The 18,546-nt window shown below is 62.6% G+C and carries 13 protein-coding genes; 4 read left to right on the forward strand and 9 right to left on the reverse strand.

All coding sequences use genetic code 11. The annotated features are described in order from the left end of the window. Nucleotides 1-35 precede the first annotated feature (35 nt). From GYM54_RS10325 to GYM54_RS10340, 4 genes are all read right to left on the reverse strand, one after another. Nucleotides 36-674, reverse strand: a complete 639-nt coding sequence (locus tag GYM54_RS10325; protein ID WP_131651894.1) for a response regulator transcription factor — start codon at nt 672-674, stop codon at nt 36-38. A gap of 36 nt (nt 675-710) precedes the next feature. Continuing rightward, nucleotides 711-2,063 (reverse strand): cache domain-containing protein, encoded by a 1,353-nt coding sequence (locus tag GYM54_RS10330; protein WP_197445933.1) that lies wholly within the window; start codon nt 2,061-2,063, stop codon nt 711-713. A 106-nt stretch (nt 2,064-2,169) separates the two neighbouring features. Further along, a complete protein-coding gene (gene glyA / locus GYM54_RS10335; protein WP_181104928.1) occupies nt 2,170-3,423 on the reverse strand; it encodes a serine hydroxymethyltransferase in 1,254 nt (417 codons plus the stop codon). A 181-nt stretch (nt 3,424-3,604) separates the two neighbouring features. Then, a complete protein-coding gene (locus tag GYM54_RS10340) occupies nt 3,605-6,604 on the reverse strand; it encodes an EAL domain-containing protein (protein ID WP_231752249.1) in 3,000 nt (999 codons plus the stop codon). 216 nt (nt 6,605-6,820) lie between these two features. Between GYM54_RS10340 and ettA the strand changes: the two genes are divergently transcribed. After that, nucleotides 6,821-8,488: an energy-dependent translational throttle protein EttA gene (gene ettA, locus GYM54_RS10345; protein ID WP_197445935.1), complete on the forward strand. Its 1,668-nt coding sequence runs from the start codon at nt 6,821-6,823 to the stop codon at nt 8,486-8,488. A gap of 96 nt (nt 8,489-8,584) precedes the next feature. Here ettA and GYM54_RS10350 read toward each other — a convergent pair whose 3' ends face one another. Next, complete coding sequence (locus tag GYM54_RS10350; RefSeq protein ID WP_257626594.1) at nt 8,585-9,100, reverse strand: gluconokinase; 516 nt, start codon at nt 9,098-9,100, stop codon at nt 8,585-8,587. 274 nt (nt 9,101-9,374) lie between these two features. Between GYM54_RS10350 and gdhA the strand changes: the two genes are divergently transcribed. After that, nucleotides 9,375-10,712: an NADP-specific glutamate dehydrogenase gene (gene gdhA, locus GYM54_RS10355; protein ID WP_131651900.1), complete on the forward strand. Its 1,338-nt coding sequence runs from the start codon at nt 9,375-9,377 to the stop codon at nt 10,710-10,712. Between the two features lie 286 nt (nt 10,713-10,998). Here gdhA and GYM54_RS10360 read toward each other — a convergent pair whose 3' ends face one another. Continuing rightward, entirely contained in the window at nt 10,999-11,775 is a 777-nt protein-coding gene (locus GYM54_RS10360) for a ferredoxin--NADP reductase (protein ID WP_197445936.1), read from the reverse strand. An 86-nt stretch (nt 11,776-11,861) separates the two neighbouring features. On the opposite strand from GYM54_RS10360, the gene GYM54_RS10365 reads away from it, so the two are divergent. After that, nucleotides 11,862-12,989 carry a class I SAM-dependent methyltransferase gene (locus tag GYM54_RS10365; protein WP_197445937.1) on the forward strand — a complete coding sequence of 376 codons (1,128 nt, stop codon included), beginning with the start codon at nt 11,862-11,864 and terminating at the stop codon, nt 12,987-12,989. 184 nt (nt 12,990-13,173) lie between these two features. Here GYM54_RS10365 and GYM54_RS10370 read toward each other — a convergent pair whose 3' ends face one another. From GYM54_RS10370 to GYM54_RS10380, 3 genes are read right to left on the reverse strand one after another with little or no spacing between them, the layout of a single operon-like run. After that, nucleotides 13,174-15,378, reverse strand: a complete 2,205-nt coding sequence (locus tag GYM54_RS10370) for a xanthine dehydrogenase family protein molybdopterin-binding subunit (RefSeq protein WP_197445938.1) — start codon at nt 15,376-15,378, stop codon at nt 13,174-13,176. After that, complete coding sequence (locus GYM54_RS10375) at nt 15,375-16,361, reverse strand: xanthine dehydrogenase family protein subunit M (RefSeq protein WP_197445939.1); 987 nt, start codon at nt 16,359-16,361, stop codon at nt 15,375-15,377. Before GYM54_RS10375 ends, GYM54_RS10370 begins: the two co-directional genes overlap by 4 nt. Continuing rightward, nucleotides 16,358-16,891 (reverse strand): (2Fe-2S)-binding protein, encoded by a 534-nt coding sequence (locus GYM54_RS10380; protein ID WP_197445940.1) that lies wholly within the window; start codon nt 16,889-16,891, stop codon nt 16,358-16,360. The genes GYM54_RS10375 and GYM54_RS10380 overlap by 4 nt, the downstream gene beginning before the upstream one ends. A gap of 355 nt (nt 16,892-17,246) precedes the next feature. Between GYM54_RS10380 and GYM54_RS10385 the strand changes: the two genes are divergently transcribed. Then, nucleotides 17,247-18,542 (forward strand): NCS2 family permease, encoded by a 1,296-nt coding sequence (locus GYM54_RS10385; RefSeq protein WP_131651906.1) that lies wholly within the window; start codon nt 17,247-17,249, stop codon nt 18,540-18,542. The last annotated feature ends 4 nt before the right edge of the window (nt 18,543-18,546 follow it).

The following is an 18,546-nucleotide window of genomic DNA, read 5'->3' on the forward strand; positions in this document are numbered from 1 at the left end:
ACCACACCGCCTGCGTTTGAACCTGACAACCGCCGTTAGTGCTGTCCCGGCAACCAGCCATGCACCATCGCATGCTTCATCAGATCCGCAGGCCGATCGATATCGAGCTTGCGGCGGATGCTCAGCCGATGGGTTTCCACCGTCCGAACACTGATTTGCAGCGCACGCGCCATGGTCTTGTTGTTATGCCCCTGGGCGAGCATGAGCAACACCTCGCGCTCGCGTGGCGTCAGTTCGCGCTCTTCGCCGCCGCGGCTGGCCAGTTTCTCGGCAATCCCTTCGCTGTAGTAGGTGTTACCGGCAGCAATCGCCTCGATTGCGACGATGATCTCGCGCGATGGCGCATCCTTCAGCACGTAACCGTGGGCGCCGACTTTCACCGAGGTGGTCACGTACTCCTGATTGTCGTACATGCTCAGAATCAGCACGCGAATCCCTGGAAAGCGCTCGCGCAGCGATTGCGTCAGTTCGAGGCCGTTGACGTCCTTTAGCCCAATGTCCATCAGCACCACGTCTGCCGACACACGTTCGAGTAGGTCGATCGCCTCGGCACCGCAGCCGGCCTCCCCTACTACATCCAATTCGGGCACGGCCATCAGCAGCGCGCGGATGCCGTCCCGGACCAAGGCATGGTCGTCGATCAGTACCACCTTTATGCGAGCTTTCGGGTTCATTGAGCGAGCCTCTTATTATTTGGATATCCATGTTTGTCAGCCGGCCCGTGCCGGCAAGGTCACGTCCAGCTCGGTACCGCCGGCGGCCGATAGCAGGCTGAAACGTCCTCCGAAGTGCTCCACCCGTTCACGGATGTTGCGCAGGCCGATACCGCTGCCCTTCATGCTATCGAGCCGACGCGGGTCGAAGCCGATGCCGTCGTCTCGAACGCGCAAGCGCACAGAGGCTTCGTCCCCGTCCAGGCTGATATGAACAGACTGCGCCGCGGCGTGCCGGTCGATATTGGTCAGCGCCTCCTGCAAGACCCGGAACAGCGCGACGGCCACCGAATCGTCCGGATCTTCGTCGCCAAGCGCGTTGCTGTATCGCATCTTCAGTCCGCTGCGCTGCTCGAACTCGGCTACGAGCTGGCCTATCGCCGCCGATAATCCCAGCGTGTCGAGCAGTGAGGGATGCAGATCGTGAGAGATTCGCCGCACCTCGCCTATCGCGCCGGCCAGTCGCTCGATACCCATATCAAGTGTCGTCTGCACCTTCGGGTTGCCGCTGGCCAGTTCGTGGCTGGCCAGCTCGAACTGGAACTTGATCGACACCAGCAACTGACTGATACCGTCGTGCAACTCTCGGGAGACCCGCGAGCGCTCTTCTTCCTGCAGGCTGACGATGCGCTGAGTCAGCAGCTGCAGCTTGCGGTCGGCCAAGCGTCGCTCACTGACGTTCAGCGTCAGCCCGCTAGCGAAAACCAGCAATACGGCCACCAGCGCCACGGCAGCAATCGCCAGCATGGTGGTGTGGATGCCGCTGGCAACCTCTTCACGCACCAGCAGAATCGCCTGGTCCACATCCTCGAGGTAGATGCCGGTCCCGAGCATCCAGCCCCAGCGTTCGAGCATCACCACATAGGCCAGTTTCGCCGCGAACTGGCCGGTCGAGGGCTTCTGCCAGACGTAGCGCTGGAAGCCTTTGCCGGTCTCGGCGCTGTGCATCAGGGCCTGGATCACCGGCAGACCGTTGGGGTCGGTCATGTGCCACAGGTCCTTGCCGACCAGCTCGCTCTGCCGCGGATGCATCAGGTTGCGCCCATTGCGGTCGTAGACGAAGAAGTAACCGTCGCTGCCGAAACTGAAGCGTCCTAACGCGGCGAGCACCTTCCGCTGGGTTTCTTCATCGTCGAGGCCGGTGTCGTAGAGTGGCGCGATGGTGCTGAGGGCCATTTCGACGTAGTTCTTCAGCTCGGCCTGCTTGCTCGCCAGGATGCTGCTTTCGATCAGTTGCGCCTGTTGCTCACCGAGGCGCTGGTTCTGGAACAACACCAGCGCGCAGACCACCGCCACAGCCAGCAGCAATGGCAGGATGCTGAGTGCGGCGATCTTGTGTCTGAGCTGCATCGAGGCTCCCCGGATAACACCAATCTTGCTGAACGCTGCGAATTCATTTCAGGCAGAAACGAAAAAGCCCGGCAAATGACCGGGCTTCTCCATGCTGCGCTGACTATTACTTACCGTAGACCGGGAACTTGGCGCAGACCGCCTCGACCTTGCCACGCACCGCGTCGATCACCGACTCGTCGCCCATCTTGTCGAGAATGTCGCAGATCCAGCCGGCGAGATCACGGCACTCGGCTTCCTTGAAGCCACGGGTGGTAACGGCCGGGGTACCGATGCGCAGGCCGGAAGTGACGAAAGGCGAGCGCGGATCGTTCGGCACGCTGTTCTTGTTCACGGTGATGTGAGCGTTGCCCAGGGCCGCATCGGCGTCCTTACCGGTGATGTCCTGCTTGATCAGGCTCAGCAGGAACAGGTGATTCTGGGTACCGCCGGAGACCACATCGAAGCCGCGCTGGATGAACACTTCGGCCATGGCCTGGGCGTTCTTCACCACTTGCTGCTGGTATTCCTTGAACTCGGGCTGTAGCGCTTCCTTGAAGCACACGGCCTTGGCGGCGATCACGTGCTCCAGCGGGCCGCCCTGGGCGCCGGGGAAGACGGCGGAGTTGAGCTTCTTCTCGATCTCGGCGTTGGCCTTGGCGAGGATCAGGCCGCCGCGTGGGCCGCGCAGGGTCTTGTGGGTGGTGGTGGTGACCACGTCGGCGAAGGGCACCGGGTTCGGGTAGACGCCTGCGGCAACCAGGCCGGCCACGTGGGCCATGTCGACGAACAGGTAGGCACCGACCTTGTCGGCGATTTCGCGGAAGCGGGCGAAGTCCAACAGTTGCGAGTAGGCGGAGAAACCGGCAACGATCATCTTCGGCTTGTGCTCGACGGCCAGGCGCTCGACTTCGTCGTAGTCGATCAGGCCCTGGTCGTTGATGCCGTACTGCACGGCGTTGTACAGCTTGCCGGAGGAGGAAACGGATGCGCCGTGGGTCAGGTGACCGCCGTGGGCCAGGCTCATGCCGAGAATGGTGTCACCAGCGCTGAGCAGCGCCAGATAGACGGCGGCGTTGGCTTGGGAACCGGCGTGCGGCTGAACGTTGGCGTAGTCGGCGCCGAACAACTCCTTGGCGCGATCGATGGCCAGCTGCTCGACCACGTCGACGTGCTCGCAACCACCGTAGTAGCGCTTGCCCGGATATCCTTCGGCGTACTTGTTGGTCAGCACCGAACCCTGGGCTTCCATCACCGCCGGGCTGGTGTAGTTCTCCGAGGCGATCAGCTCGATGTGGTCTTCCTGGCGCTGGGCTTCCTGCTCCATGGCAGCGAAAAGATCGGCGTCGTATTTGGCGAGGGTCAAATCACGGCTGAACATGGCGGTCCCCTGAGAATCAGCTGGCGTTGGATAAAAGAGAGGCGCGGATTCTACCCCATCCACCAGATCGCGGGTATGAACTGTGGTCATAGGCAACATGAATGCTGAGATGGGGAAAAGGCGCGGGAGACTGGAAAGCTGGTCGTTGCGAAAAATACGGTCGGCGTTTCGCGCACCACGCTTAGTCTGCGACAGTTCTGTCGATCGTCCGATCCTCACTCAAATAGATCGACAACCCGTCGGCAGGCATCGGTCGGCCGAGGAAGTAACCCTGCACTTCATCGCAGTCATGCTCGCGCAAAAAATCCAGCTGCGCCTGTGTTTCCACTCCTTCGGCGATCACTGACAGTCTGAGGCTGTGCGCCATGGCGATGATTGCGTGAGCGATCTGCGTGTCCTGCTCGCCCGCCGGCACGCCGTCGACGAAGCTGCGGTCGATCTTCAGCACGTCGATAGGGAACGCCTTCAGATAATTCAGCGAGGAATAGCCGGTGCCGAAATCGTCGATCGCAAGGGAGAGTCCGAGGCGCTTGAGCGAGTCGAGGGTGCGCATCGCTCCATTCACATCCTGCATCAGAATGCTTTCGGTCAGCTCCAGCTCCAGCCGGCCCGGCAGGATGTCGCTGGACGCCAGAATCGCCGCGATGCGCTGACCGAGCCGACCATCGGCGAACTGCCTGGCGGAAAGGTTCACCGAGACTTTCGGCACGACCAGCCCCTGCGCCTGCCACTCGACGATCTGCCGGCAGGCTTCGCGGAGCACCCAGTCGCCGACTTCCACCACCAGCCCAAGCTCTTCCAGCGCCGGGATGAAATCGTCTGGCGGTACCAGGCCACGCAGTGGGTGCTGCCAACGCAACAGCGCCTCCACGCCGGTCAGGGTGTGGCCATCGACGAGGAATTGCGGCTGGTAATGCAGCACCAACTGCCGCTGCTCGAGCGCGTGGCGCAGATCGCTTTCCAGTTCTAAACGTTCCAGCGCGCGGGCATTCATCTCGGCCTGGTAGAACTGGAAGTTGTTCTTGCCGCGCTCCTTGGCGTAGTACATCGCCGTATCGGCGTTCTTCATCAACTGGCTGAGGTCGTTGCCATCCTGCGGGCTGAGCGCGATGCCGATGCTGGCGGTGACGAAGAACTCCCGACCCGACAGCACGAATGGCTCGGCCAGGCTGGCCAGAATGCGTTCGGCAACCTGAATTGCACGGCTCAGGGCTTCATCGCGGTCGCCGCTTGGGCGCAGAAGAAAGGTGAACTCGTCACCGCCCATGCGCGCCACCGTATCGTCCTCGTCGACGCACGAAGCCAGACGCGCGGCGACATCCTTAAGCATCCGATCGCCCGCGGCGTGGCCCAGCGAGTCGTTGATTGGCTTGAACCGATCCAGGTCGAGAAACATCAGCACCACCCAGCCACCGCGTCGTGCGGCCAGTTGCAGGCTGCTGTGCAGGCGGTCCTGGAACAGCGTCCTGTTGGGTAACTGAGTCAGGCCATCGTAATAGGCCAGGCGATGGATGCGTTTCTCGCTGGCCTTGCGCTCGCTCATGTCGCTAAAGAAGCAGACGTAGCTGACCAAGTCGTTTTCAGCGTCGCGCACGGCGGTAATGCCGACCCAGCACGGATAGGTTTCGCCCTCTTTGCGCTTGAGCCAGAACTCGCCTTCCCAGGTGCCAGCTTGAAGAATCTTGTCGCGAACGAAGGTCATCTGGTTGGCTTGCTGTCGATCCGCGCTGAGCGCCGTCGGCAGCTTGCCCAGTATCTCGTCGGTGCGATAACCGGTGATGCGCTGGAACGCCGCGTTGACCTGGACGATCTGCCCAGCAGGATCGGTGACCACGATAGCGGCGGTGGAATGGTCGAATACCGTCGCCGCGCGGCGCAGCGCCTTCTCCGCCTGGCGCTGCTCGCTTATGTCACGGGCGATGCACAGAGTGCCATCGAAACGATTGTTTTCGTTCCAGAGCAACATGACGCGCAACTCGAGCGCGAGCGTTCGACCGTCGGCGGCAACACAATCGAAGTACAACGTTTCGCCTTGCAGACTCTGGCCGAGTTCAGCGATCGCTGCCGGATTGGCCGAAGCCTTGCGCACTCTGCGCATCAAATCGTAGAAGCCGGCGGCCTGGCGCGGCTTGGTCACTACCCGATCCAGACCATGACGGGCCACCCATTCCGGGCTGTAGCCCAGCATGGTCTGCACCGACGGGCTGATGTAATTGATGCGTACCGCGCTGTCAGTGGTGAAGATCAGATCGCGCAGGCTGTCGGCCAGCATGCGGTACCGACGTTCACTGACACGCAGGGAATGGCTGTGCTCGATATTAGCGGTGACGTCCCGGGCCACGCCGATCAGCCGCTGCACCCGTCCCTGCTCATCGCGCGCCAGCACCTGTTCGGAAACGCTGAACCAATGCCATTTGCCGTTACGATGGCGCCAACGCAGCAGAGATTCCTGGCTCTGACCGTCGGTCATCGAGCCGCGCAGGGCGAGTAGCCGCGCGATGTATTCCTGGTCGTCCGGGTGACTGATGCGCTGCCAGAAGAAATTGGCTTCCTCGCCACGCTCCTCTTCGCTGTAACCCAGGCGCGAGGCCAGATTGTTATTACTGAACAGCAGCTTGCCCGCCGTTAGATCCTGCACGTAAAGCGTGTCGGGCACCGCACGCAGCACCTCGGACCAGAAGCGCTCCCGCTCCGCCAGCGCTGTCTGCGCCTGCTGCTCACGCGTGATGTCGCGCATGACCCAGACGAAACCGGAAGGCTGCGCATTGCCGCCCAGGCACAGTGCTCGGCGGGTCATGGAATATAGGTGTGTTTCCCCATCCTGCAGCCGTCGCACGGGCTCCAAATCGAGATCGGAGCGCGGATCGCCGGCCTCGAATGCATCGCGGCAGAGCGTCGGCAGCAGCTCCTGCAGTCGATAACGTCCCACGTCTCGATTGTTCAGGCCGAACATCGACCCGGCCTGGCTATTGAGATACTGCAGCCGACCGGTGAGGTCGCTGATGACGATACGCTCTTCGATGGCGTCCAGTATGGAGTCTGAATAGCGCAACGCTTGCCAACGGGAAACAGAACGCCGGGGCGACAGACAGCGGCTAAACACCCGGCCCGCCAGCTGGCCGAGCCTGGTGAACCACTCGGGACGGGACGAGCGCGGCTGAAGGGGATCAGTATCGGCCAAGCGGATCGGACCTATGTGATAAGGCGAGAAAAGCCATACAGCTAACGCGAAAAGAACGCAATGATGCCCCGTTGAGCGGCAAAATGCCATCACGCTGAGGCATGGCCGGTGGTTTGCCCTGCCATGAGCATTCCGGTAGCTTTGCCGGATTGTTCTGACCCGCCCCAGCGGCGGGGCTTTCCTTCCTCTATTTCTCTGTCACGGGCATTCGTTTCCATGGCTCAATACGTCTATACCATGCATCGGCTGAGCAAGGTCGTTCCACCGAAGCGCGAGATTCTCAAGAACATCTCCCTGTCCTTCTTCCCCGGCGCCAAGATCGGCGTGCTCGGCCTCAACGGCGCGGGTAAATCCACGCTGTTGCGGATCATGGCCGGCGTCGACAAGGAGTTCGACGGCGAAGCGCGGGCGATGCCCGACCTAAACGTCGGTTATCTGCCCCAGGAACCCGAGCTCGACGCGAGCAAGACGGTTCGCGAAGTGGTTGAAGAGGCCGTCAGCAGCATCAAGGACGCCCAGGCGCGCCTCGATGAAGTCTATGCCGCCTACGCCGAACCCGATGCCGACTTCGACAAGCTGGCCGCCGAACAGGCCAAGCTCGAAGCCATCCTGCAGGCCAGCGATGGCCACAACCTGGAACGCCAGCTGGAAGTCGCCGCCGACGCCTTGCGCCTGCCGCCATGGGACGCCAAGGTCGAACACCTGTCCGGTGGTGAAAAGCGCCGTGTCGCCCTGTGCCGCCTGCTGCTCTCGGCACCCGACATGCTGCTGCTGGACGAACCAACCAACCACCTGGACGCCGACTCGGTGGCCTGGCTGGAACACTTCCTCCACGACTTCCCCGGCACCGTGGTTGCGATCACCCACGACCGTTACTTCCTCGACAACGTCGCTGGCTGGATTCTCGAACTCGACCGCGGCGCGGGCATCCCTTACGAAGGCAACTACTCCGGTTGGCTGGAAACCAAATCCAACCGTCTGGCCCAGGAATCCAAACAGCAGTCGGCCCATGAGAAGGCCATGAAGGAAGAACTGGAGTGGGTGCGTAAAGGCGCCAAGGCCCGCCAGTCCAAGTCCAAGGCACGCTTGCAGCGCTTCGAGGAAATGCAATCGCAGGAATTCCAGAAGCGCAGCGAAACCAACGAAATCTACATCCCGGCCGGGCCGCGCCTGGGCGACAAGGTCATCGACTTCAAGAACGTGACCAAGGGCTACGGCGATCGCGTACTGATCGAAGACCTTTCGTTCAGCATGCCCAAGGGTGCCATCGTCGGCGTGATCGGCGGCAACGGCGCGGGCAAATCGACGCTGTTCCGCATGATCATGGGCAAGGAGCAGCCGGACTCGGGCAGCATCGAAATCGGCGACACCGTGCAGGTCGCCTGCGTGGACCAGAGCCGCGAGGACCTGGATGGCAGCAAGACGGTGTGGGAAGCGGTGTCCGACGGCTCCGACATGATCCGCATCGGCAGCTATGAAGTGCCGTCGCGCACCTACGTGGGGCGTTTCAACTTCAAGGGCGGTGACCAGCAGAAGTTCGTCAAGGACCTGTCCGGTGGTGAGCGCGGTCGCCTGCATCTGGCGTTGACGCTCAAGGAAGGCGCCAACGTGCTGCTGCTCGATGAACCGTCCAACGACCTCGACGTGGAAACGTTGCGTTCACTGGAAGAAGCCTTGCTGGACTTCCCCGGCGCGGCGATCGTGATTTCCCACGACCGCTGGTTCCTGGACCGGGTCGCCACGCACATCCTTTCCTACGAGGACAACGGTGACATCGTCTTCTTCGAGGGGAACTACACCGAGTACGAGGCCGACCGCAAGAAGCGCTTGGGCGACGCCGCCGCTCAGCCGCATCGCGTCAAATACAAGAAGTTGGCGCAGTAACACAACCGAAAACGGAGCCGAAAGGCTCCGTTTTCGTATCGGCTTTCTTACTGGTCAGAAGCGCCGAGCCTCGATGCGGCCAAGCGAGCCATAACGCTAGTCCTGGTTGCATCCTGTCGCAGCAAGCGCCTTGACGATCTGCTCGACGAGCGCGTCCGGTTCATGGCGGATATCCATGATCAGCGCCTCGCTCTTCTCTGGCGGCTCGAGATTGGCGAGCTGATCATCCAACAGCGCAGATGCGAAAAAATGCCCGCGACGATTGGCGATGCGCTCCTCCAGCACGTCACGAGGCCCCTGCAGAAAAACCAGTCTCACATCGGCAACTTCGCCACGCAGCACATCGCGATATCGACGTTTGAGCGCCGAGCAGGCGAACACATGATCCCTTCCCTGGCGTGCCCGTTCGGCGATGGCTTCATGCATCGCTTGCAACCAAGGCTGGCGATCCTCATCGGTGAGCGGGATTCCGGCGGCCATTTTCGCCTTGTTGGCAGGTCCGTGATACTCATCGGCATCCGAGAAACCGCACCCCAGACGAGCGGCCAACTGCTCGCCAATGGTCGTTTTGCCGCTTCCAGATACACCCATGATCACGACAATCACTTGCACCCCTTGGTTTTCTTCCGGCAGTTAAAAATTCGAGGCCAGCGACAGCCCCCCAGCGCCGCGCCAGGGCACGCACGCCTTCTTTTTTCGGTCATACGGGCGCACCGAAGTTCCTTGCTTCGCGGCGCGCAGCTCACAGCCGCACCGGACCATTCACGCACCAAGATGCGACACTTCGGACCATGTGGCACCTTCACGGTGCAAAAGTTGTTTGTTAGAGTCGCCGCCCAAAAAAATTTTAATGACTGCTGCTAGCGGTCCGACGAGGGCTCTTTAAATGATCGAATCCGTTGACGCCTTTCTTGCCCGTGTTAAGCAGCGCGACCCTCACCAACCAGAGTTCCATCAGGCCGTAGAAGAGGTCGTTCGCAGCCTCTGGCCCTTTCTGGAAGCCAACCCGCGCTACATGCAAGCCGGGATTCTGGAGCGGATGGTCGAGCCCGAGCGGGCAATCATGTTCCGGGTGCCCTGGGTCGACGACCAGGGTCAGGTACGGGTCAACCGCGGTTTCCGCATTCAGATGAACAGCGCCATCGGCCCCTACAAAGGCGGCCTACGCTTCCACCCTTCGGTCAACGTCGGCGTTCTTAAATTTCTCGCGTTCGAACAGGTCTTCAAGAACTCCCTGACCTCGCTACCCATGGGCGGCGGCAAGGGCGGCTCGGACTTCAACCCCAAGGGCAAGAGCGACAACGAAGTCATGCGCTTCTGCCAGTCGTTCATGAGCGAACTGTATCGCCACATCGGCGCCGATCTCGACGTGCCGGCTGGTGACATCGGTGTCGGCGGACGTGAAATCGGCTTCATGTTCGGCCAGTACAAGCGCCTGTCCAACCAGTTCACTTCGGTCCTTACCGGCAAGGGCCTGGCCTACGGCGGCAGCCTGATTCGCCCGGAAGCCACCGGCTACGGCTGCGTCTATTTCGCAGAAGAAATGCTCAAGAGCGTACGCAGCAGCTTCGAAGGCAAGCGAGTCTCGATTTCCGGCTCCGGCAACGTCGCGCAATACGCCGCGCAGAAGGTCATGGAGATGGGCGGCAAGGTCATTTCCCTGTCCGACTCGGGCGGCACCCTGCATTTCGCTGACGGCATGACCGAAGAGCAGTGGGCCTACCTCATGGACCTGAAAAACGTGCGTCGCGGTCGCCTGGAAGAAATGGGTGCTCACTTCGGCGTGTCCTATCTGGCCGACCAGCGCCCGTGGGGCCTGCCGTGCGACATCGCCCTGCCCTGCGCCACTCAGAACGAACTGGACGGCGAAGATGCCCGCACACTGCTGAAAAACGGCTGCATCTGTGTGGCCGAGGGCGCCAACATGCCTTCCACCCTGGAAGCGGTGGACCTGTTCATCGAGGCCGGCATCCTCTACGCGCCGGGCAAAGCCTCCAACGCCGGCGGTGTGGCCTGTAGCGGCCTGGAAATGAGCCAGAACGCCATGCGCCTGCACTGGACCGCCGGCGAGGTGGACACCAAGCTGCACAGCATTATGCAGTCCATCCATCACGCCTGCGTCGCCTACGGCGAAGAAAACGGCCGCATCAACTACGTCAAAGGCGCCAACATCGCCGGCTTCGTTAAGGTTGCGGACGCCATGCTGGCGCAGGGCGTGGTTTAAAAGCAGCAGGAAGCCTGAAGCTGGAAGCCAAAGCCCTGCCGGATCGTCCGGCGGGGGTTTTTCGTTTTCTAAGGCTGGCTTCGTAGGGCGGGCCGGCGGCGTTCCGCTTCAGTCCACCGCGACAACAGTCGGGCCTGCAAGGTTGGTGGGCTGAAGCCCACCCTACCTATTGACACCAAATGCGCCCGCAACCGTAGGGTGGGCTTTAGCCCACCACGACAGCCTCGAGCTCGGAACATTGGGCTGAAGTCCAGCCTTAAAGCCTCCAGCGCTTTTCGGTTTTCCCTTACCAATAATTCTCCACCGCCACCTGACCCGGCCTGCGGGTCAGCGCCAGGTTGAGGTCGCGTGTCTTGAGGATGGTGCGGGTATCTTCAATCATCTGCGGGTTGCCGCAGAGCATGATGCGCGAATGCTCCGGCTCCAGCTTCAGATCGGCGGCGCGCTCCAGTTCGCCGTCTTCGATCAGCGTGGTGATGCGTCCGTTCAGCGCGCCAGGCACCTGCTCGCGGGTAACGACCGGCAGATAGGTCAGCTTGCTGCCCAGCCCATCCAGATATTCGCGCTCCGGCAGTTCGCGGATCAGTTGCTGATACGCCAGCTCCGATTCGGTACGTGCGCTGTAGACCAGCACGATGCGCTCGAAGCGCTCCCACACCTCCAAGCCCTGCAGGATCGAGAGAAACGGCGCCAGCCCGGTACCGGTGGCCAGCAACCAAAGATCACGGCCATCGGGGAAGCGGTCCAGGGTCAGAAAGCCGAACGCCTGCTTGTCGATCAACAACTCATCGCCGGGTTCGAGGCGACTCAGCTCGCTGGTGAACTCGCCGTCCGGCACAACGATGGAGAAGAAGTCGAGAAACTCGTCGTGCGGTGCCGACACCATCGAATAGGCCCGCCAGACGATGCTGCCACTGGGCTTGCGCACACCCAGCCGGGCGAACTGTCCGGCCGTGAATCTGAAGCCCGGATCGCGCGTGGTGCGCAGGGTGAACAGGCTGGGCGTCAACGTCTGCACCTCGAGCAGGCGCTGGCGGGTGAACTTCTCTTCGCTGACGGTCATACTTCGCTCCCTTCGCGGACATCTGCGGATTCGAGGGTTAGGCCCTTGATACACCTTTCCGACGCCAACAAACACCGCCAGTTCTTATGCCTATTCTCGAATCCCCGTATGCGCGCCTCGACCTGATCCGCCAGCCCGAGCAACCGAACGAACCGCTACAGGCGTTCGATGCCGCCGACGAGTATCTGCTCGCACATCTACACGCACAGGGGTTGCCGGCCGACGCGCGGGTGCTGGTACTCAATGACGGCTTCGGCGCCCTGGCCGCCTCGCTGGCACCGCACGCGAAGGTGACCAGCAGCGGCGACTCCCATCTCGCACACCTGGCGTTGCAGAAGAATCTGGCACGCAACGGCATGCCGGCCGACAGCGTTGCCTTCATGCCCGCCAGCCAAGTCGCCGGCGGCCCGTTCGATTTGGTGTTGATTCGCGTGCCCAAGACCCTGGCACTGCTGGAAGAACAGCTGATCCGTTTGTACGGCCAGCTGGCACCCGGCGCTCAGGTAATCGCCGCAGCGATGATCAAGCATCTACCGCGCGCGGCGGGCGATCTGCTGGAGAAATACGTCGGCCCGGTGCAGGCCTCGCTGGCGGTGAAGAAGGCCCGTTTGCTGACGGCGATACCCGTCGAAATACCGGTACCGGTATCGCCCTACCCCACGCGCTACCGTCTCGATCAGCCAGCCATCGAGTTGACCAACCACGCCAACCTGTTCTGTCGCGAAGACCTGGACATCGGCACGCGCGCCTTCCTGCCGCACCTGCCCAAGGCACTCGGCGATCTGCGCGTGGCGGATCTGGGCTGCGGCAACGGCGTGCTCGGCATCGTCTATGCGCTGAGCAACCCGCAGGCGCAACTGACGCTGGTGGATGAAAGCTATATGGCGGTGCAGTCGGCCCGCGAGAACTGGCAGGCGATCCTCGGCGAACGCCCCGCTGACATTCGCGCTGGTGACGGTCTGGCCGAACAGCCGGCCGGCTCGCTGGATCTGGTGCTGTGCAACCCACCCTTTCACCAGCAACAGGTGGTCGGCGACTTCCTCGCCTGGCGCATGTTCACCCAGGCCAAGGCGGCGCTGAGCAAGGGCGGCGAGCTGTGGATCGTCGGTAACCGCCATCTGGGTTATCACCTGAAACTCAAACGGCTGTTCGGCAAGGTCGAGCAAGTCGCGGCGACGCCCAAGTTCGTGATCCTGCGAGCGATCAAGGCGTGAGCGAGGCACCGGTTCGCCTGAGCACGCAGGGTGGACCGGGCGGCGCTCCGCTTCAGACACCAGAGGCTGCCAGTATCTCTCTATGGTGGTGGGCTAAAGCCCACCCTACGGGCTGTAGCGTTCCGCGCCCCCCAATGTAGGGTGGGCTTCAGCCCACCAGAGACGCTTACAGCTTCCAGCCGCCCTAGAGCAACTTATCCATCGTGATCGGCAGATCCCGTACCCGCTTGCCGGTGGCGTGGTAGATGGCATTGGCCACCGCTGCCGCGACACCGACATTGCCGATCTCGCCGACGCCCTTGGAGCCGAGCGCGTTGACAATCTCGTCTTTTTCCTCGACGAAGATCACGTCCACCTCACCGATATCGGCGTTCACCGGAACGTGATACTCGGAAAGGTTGTGGTTCATGTAGCGGCCCAGCGCGTGGTCGATCATGGTCTCCTCGTGCAGCGCCTGGCTGATGCCCCAGACCACGCCGCCAGCGATCTGGTTACCGGCTGTTTTCGGGTTAACAACGCGCCCGGCTGCCACAGCGCTGACCACGCGGCTCACCTTGACGGTACCCAACGTCTCGTCCACCCGCACTTCGACGAACACGGCCGAATGCGTGGCGGTGGAATATTCGTTGCGCTTCTCGCCCGGTTCGATACTCACCTCGGCCTCGAGTACGCCAGTGACCGCGACGACCTGCTCGATCTCGACGCTGTGCGCAGGCGCCGCCTTCAGCCGCATCTGGCCGTCGACGAACTCCACGTCGTCGAGTTTGGCTCCGGTGAATGGCGACACCGGTGTCTGCTGCGCGGTATCCAGTATCTTCTGGCACAGCGCCTCGCAGGCTTGCTGCACGGCACTGCCCACTGAGGAAACAGTCGCCGAGCCGCCCTCCAGCGGAGCCTGGGAAAGGTTCGAATCGCCCAGGCGAAACTCCACGCGCTCCATCGGCAGGCCCATGGCGGCCGCTGCGATCTGGGTCATCACCGTGTAGGTGCCGGTGCCGATATCCGCCGTGGCGCTGCTAACCACGAGCCGGCCATCCGGCTCGATGCAGGCCTTGGCGCTGGCCGGCATCTGCATCGCCTCCCAGACGCCAGTGGCCAGTCCCCAGCCGATCAGCTGATTACCGTCGCGCATGGAACGCGGCTCCATCGACCGGCGCGACCAACCGAAGCGTTCGGCGCCCTGCTCGTAACACTGGCGCAGTTCCTTGCTGGAATAGGGCTTGTCCTCGTTACCGTTGCGCTCGGCATAGTTGGTCAGGCGCAGCGTTAGCGGATCGACCTTTGCCGCATAGGCCAGCTCATCCATGGCGCATTCCAGGGCGAATACGCCGATGGCCGCGCCGGGCGCGCGCATGTCCAGAGGGGTGTAAACGTCCAGCGGCACCAGCTGGTAATCCAGCTTCACGTTGGGACATTGATAAAGCATCCCCGACCACTCGACTTCATGTTCGGTGAAGTCTTCGAACGACGACGTCTGGCCGATCGCCTGGTGGCTGATCGCCACCAGCTGGCCGTTGGCCGCCGCGCCGATGGCAAAACGCTGCACGGTACGCGGGCGATAACCGAAGGTGAACATCTGCTGACGCTTGAGCGTGACGCGCACCGAGCGCTTGAGCTTGAGCGCCGCCATCACTGCCAGCGGCAGCTGATGCTGCGGTCGCAAGCCGGAACCAAAAGCGCCGCCGACAAAGGGCGAAAGCACGCGGATCTTGCCCTCCATGCCGAACACACCTTCCACATAGCGCATGCAGTTCTGCACGCCCTGGGTCTTGTCGTAGATTTCCAGCTTGCCTTCAGGCAGGTAGTGAACGGTGGATGCGTGCGGCTCCATCGGGTTGTGATGTTCCACCGGCGTGCTGTATTCCAAATCGAGCCTGAGTGGTGCGCCACGCAGCGCGGCGTCCACGTCGCCGCGCGGTGGCGGCAGCTCGGCCGGCGCCTTGTGTGCGCTTTCCAGCTCACTGAGCAGATCGGTCCGGTGGGGCTCGCGATCGTATTCCACCCGCACCAGGCTGCCGGCATAACGGGCCAGCTCAAGGTTTTCCGCCACCACCAGCGCAATCGGCTGGCCGCTGTAGAGGATGCGGTCGTTGAACAGCGGACGGAACGGCGAGCCCTCCGCCGCATCGTCGTCCTCGTAGGGTTCGTCATAGCTGGCGATTGGCGGGCGATTCTGGTGGGTCAGCACCAGCACCACGCCGGGCACCGCCTCGGCCGCGCTGGCATCGATGCTGACGATCCGACCACGAGCAATGCCGCTGTTGACGACGCTGCCGTAGAGCAGCCCCGGCACATGGAATTCGCCGGCATAGCGTGCCTGGCCGGTGACCTTGAGCGGTCCGTCGACGCGATCGATGGGCTGGCCAAAAGGGGAAGTGGCGGGTTTCATCGGGCGGCTCCTTTGGCGGCGTCGGTCAGGGCGCGGACGATGGCGCGCCGGCTCAGCTCGATCTTGAAGGCGTTGTGCTCGAAGCCGCTGGCGCCTTCGAGCAGGGCATCGGCCGCTGCGGTGAAGGCGGGCTCATCCGGCGCCTTGCCGATCAGCAGCGCTTCAGCTTCATGCTTGCGCCACGGCTTATGCGCCACGCCGCCCATGGCGATGCGGGCGCTGCGAATGGTGTCGCCGTCCAGCTCCAGCGCGGCTGCGACCGAGACCAGTGCAAAGGCATAGGAGGCGCGGTCACGCAACTTGAGGTAGCTGCAATGTGCGGAAAAGCCCTGCGCAGGCAACTCGACTGCAGTGATCAGTTCGCCCTCGGCCAGCGTGTTGTCGCGCTCCGGCGTCTCATCGGGCAAGCGATGGAAATCAGCAAAGGCAATACGCCGCTCGCCCTGCGGGCCCTGCACAATCACTACGGCCTCCAGTGCCGCCAGAGCCACGCACATGTCGGAGGGATGCACCGCGATGCAGGCCTCGCTGTGGCCGAGAATCGCGTGAATGCGATTGAGGCCATCACGCGCCGGGCAGCCGCTGCCGGGCTCACGTTTGTTGCACGGCGTGGTGCTGTCATAAAAGTAGTAACAACGGGTGCGCTGCAATAGGTTGCCGCCAGTGGTGGCCATGTTGCGCAGCTGCGGCGAGGCGCCGGCGAGAATCGCTTGGGACAGCAGCGGATAGTGTTGTTGCACCCGCGGATGCCAGGCCAGATCCGAATTGCTCACCAGTGCGCCGATACGTAGACCGCCATCGGCAGTTTCCTCGATATCACTCATCGGCAGCTGGGTGATGTCGATCAGCTGCGCCGGACGGGTAACGTTTTCCTTCATCAGATCGAGCAGATTGGTGCCGCCGGCGATATAGCGGCTGTCCGGGCGAAACAGACTTATGGCTTCGTCGATCGCGGCGGGGCGCGCATAGCTGAAAGGGTTCACGGCTTCACCTCCCGCACGGCAGTCAGGCGGTCGCGGGTCTGCGGCATCGCGTCTTCAATGGCGGCGAGGATGTTCGGATAGGCGCCGCAGCGGCACAGGTTGCCGCTCATCTGTTCGCGTAGCTCATCGCGTGTCCGAGCGTGACCTTCGGCGACCAGCCCCACCGCCGAGCAGATCTGCCCTGGCGTGCAATAGCCGCACTGAAAGGCGTCGTGGCTGACGAAGGCAGCCTGCATCGGATGCAGTTCTTCGCCTCGGGCCAAGCCCTCGATAGTGGTCAGCTGCGCACCGTCGTGCATGATCGCCAGGGTCAGGCAGGAATTGATCCGTTTGCCATTGAGCAACACCGTACAGGCGCCGCATTGACCGTGGTCGCAGCCCTTTTTGGTCCCGGTCAATGACAGCTGTTCGCGCAGCAGATCGAGCAGCGTGGTCCAGGGATAGACCTCGACTTGGCGGCTCTCGCCATTCAATTCAAGGGTAATGGAGCAGGCGGCAATCCCACCTGCAGCGGAAGATGTTTCGCTCATGGCAGCCTCACGGTTCGGGAGTCATCCGCGACCTGTTCTGCGCAGGTTCGCCGAGGACCTCAGGCATCTGGTGCGCTGTCCGTGCGTCTTGGCGTACGACTGCCCAGGCGGGAAGAACGTTCAGCCGGATGACGGGGTGGCCAGTGAGCGAATGCCGGTAGACGATGGCAATCGATGTGCCAGCTGGCGAAACCCGCTGGTCACGCAATGGGAAATTCAACCCGCCGCGGGGCCGGTGTAAGATGCGCCGCCTTGGCGAGTAACCCGCTTATAGGCTTTGCTGTAGCGAGACTGCCCCCGAGAGGCAGACATCACCCAACCGCCAGGCCACGACCGGCACACAAGGGGATTCACCATGCTGGAGAAGCTGTTCCAACTGAAGGCGCACAACACCACGCTGCGCACCGAGGTTTTGGCCGGTATCACCACCTTCCTGACGATGGCCTACATCCTCTTCGTCAACCCGAGCATCCTCGCCGAAACCGGCATGGATCACGGCGCGGTGTTCGTCGCTACCTGTCTCGCCGGTGCCATCGGTTCGGCAATCATGGGGCTGCTGGCCAACTACCCGATCGCGCTGGCGCCGGGCATGGGCCTGAACGCCTTCTTCACCTACACCGTGGTGCTGACCATGGGTTACACCTGGCAGACGGCGCTGGGTGCAGTGTTTCTCTCCGGTGCGATCTTCTTCCTGCTGTCGATCTTCAAGATCCGTGAATGGATCATCAACAGCATTCCACTGCCCCTGCGCGCCGGCATTGCGGCAGGCATTGGCCTGTTCCTGGCGATCATCGCGCTGAAGAACGCCGGCATCGTGGTGGACAACCCGGCCACCCTGGTGGGCCTGGGCGACCTTTCTGCCGGCGGCCCCCTGCTGGCCTGCCTGGGCTTCTTCGTCATCGCTGCGCTGGCGTACCGCAAGGTCACCGGCGCGGTGATGATTGGCATCCTGCTGGTGACCGGCCTGTCGATCCTGCTCGGGCTGTCGGAGCTCGATGCCGTGGTCTCGATGCCGCCATCGCTGGCGCCGACCTTCATGCAGCTGGATATCGCCGGCGCGCTGGATATCGGCCTGATCAGCGTGATCTTCGCCTTTCTCTTCGTCGATCTGTTCGACACCTCCGGCACCCTGATCGGCGTGGCACAGAAGGCCAATCTGCTGGACAAGGACGGCAAGATGCCGCGCCTGGGCCGCGCCCTGCTGGCCGATAGCACCGCGACCATGGCCGGTGCGGCGCTCGGCACCTCCACCACCACCAGCTACATCGAATCCGCCGCCGGCATCAGTACCGGCGGCCGCACCGGCTTGACCGCCTGCGTGGTCGCGCTGCTTTTCCTGCTCAGCCTGTTCTTCGCGCCGCTGGCCGGTGCCGTGCCGGCTTATGCCACGGCGCCGGCCCTGCTGTTCGTCGCCGTGCTGATGATGAGCAGCCTGGCCGGCATCGACTGGGACGACATGACCGTCGCCGCGCCGGTGGTGGTTGCCGCCCTGGCCATGCCGCTGACCTTCTCCATCGCCAACGGCATCGCCTTCGGCTTCATCGCCTGGACCGCGGTCAAGCTGCTGGCCGGTCGCTGGCGCGAACTGAGCCCGGCAATGTGGATCCTGTCGATTCTGTTCGTGATCAAGCTGGGCTTTTTCAACGGCTGAGCTT

The organism is Pseudomonas sp. MTM4, assembly GCF_019355055.1.
Lineage (GTDB): Bacteria > Pseudomonadota > Gammaproteobacteria > Pseudomonadales > Pseudomonadaceae > Stutzerimonas.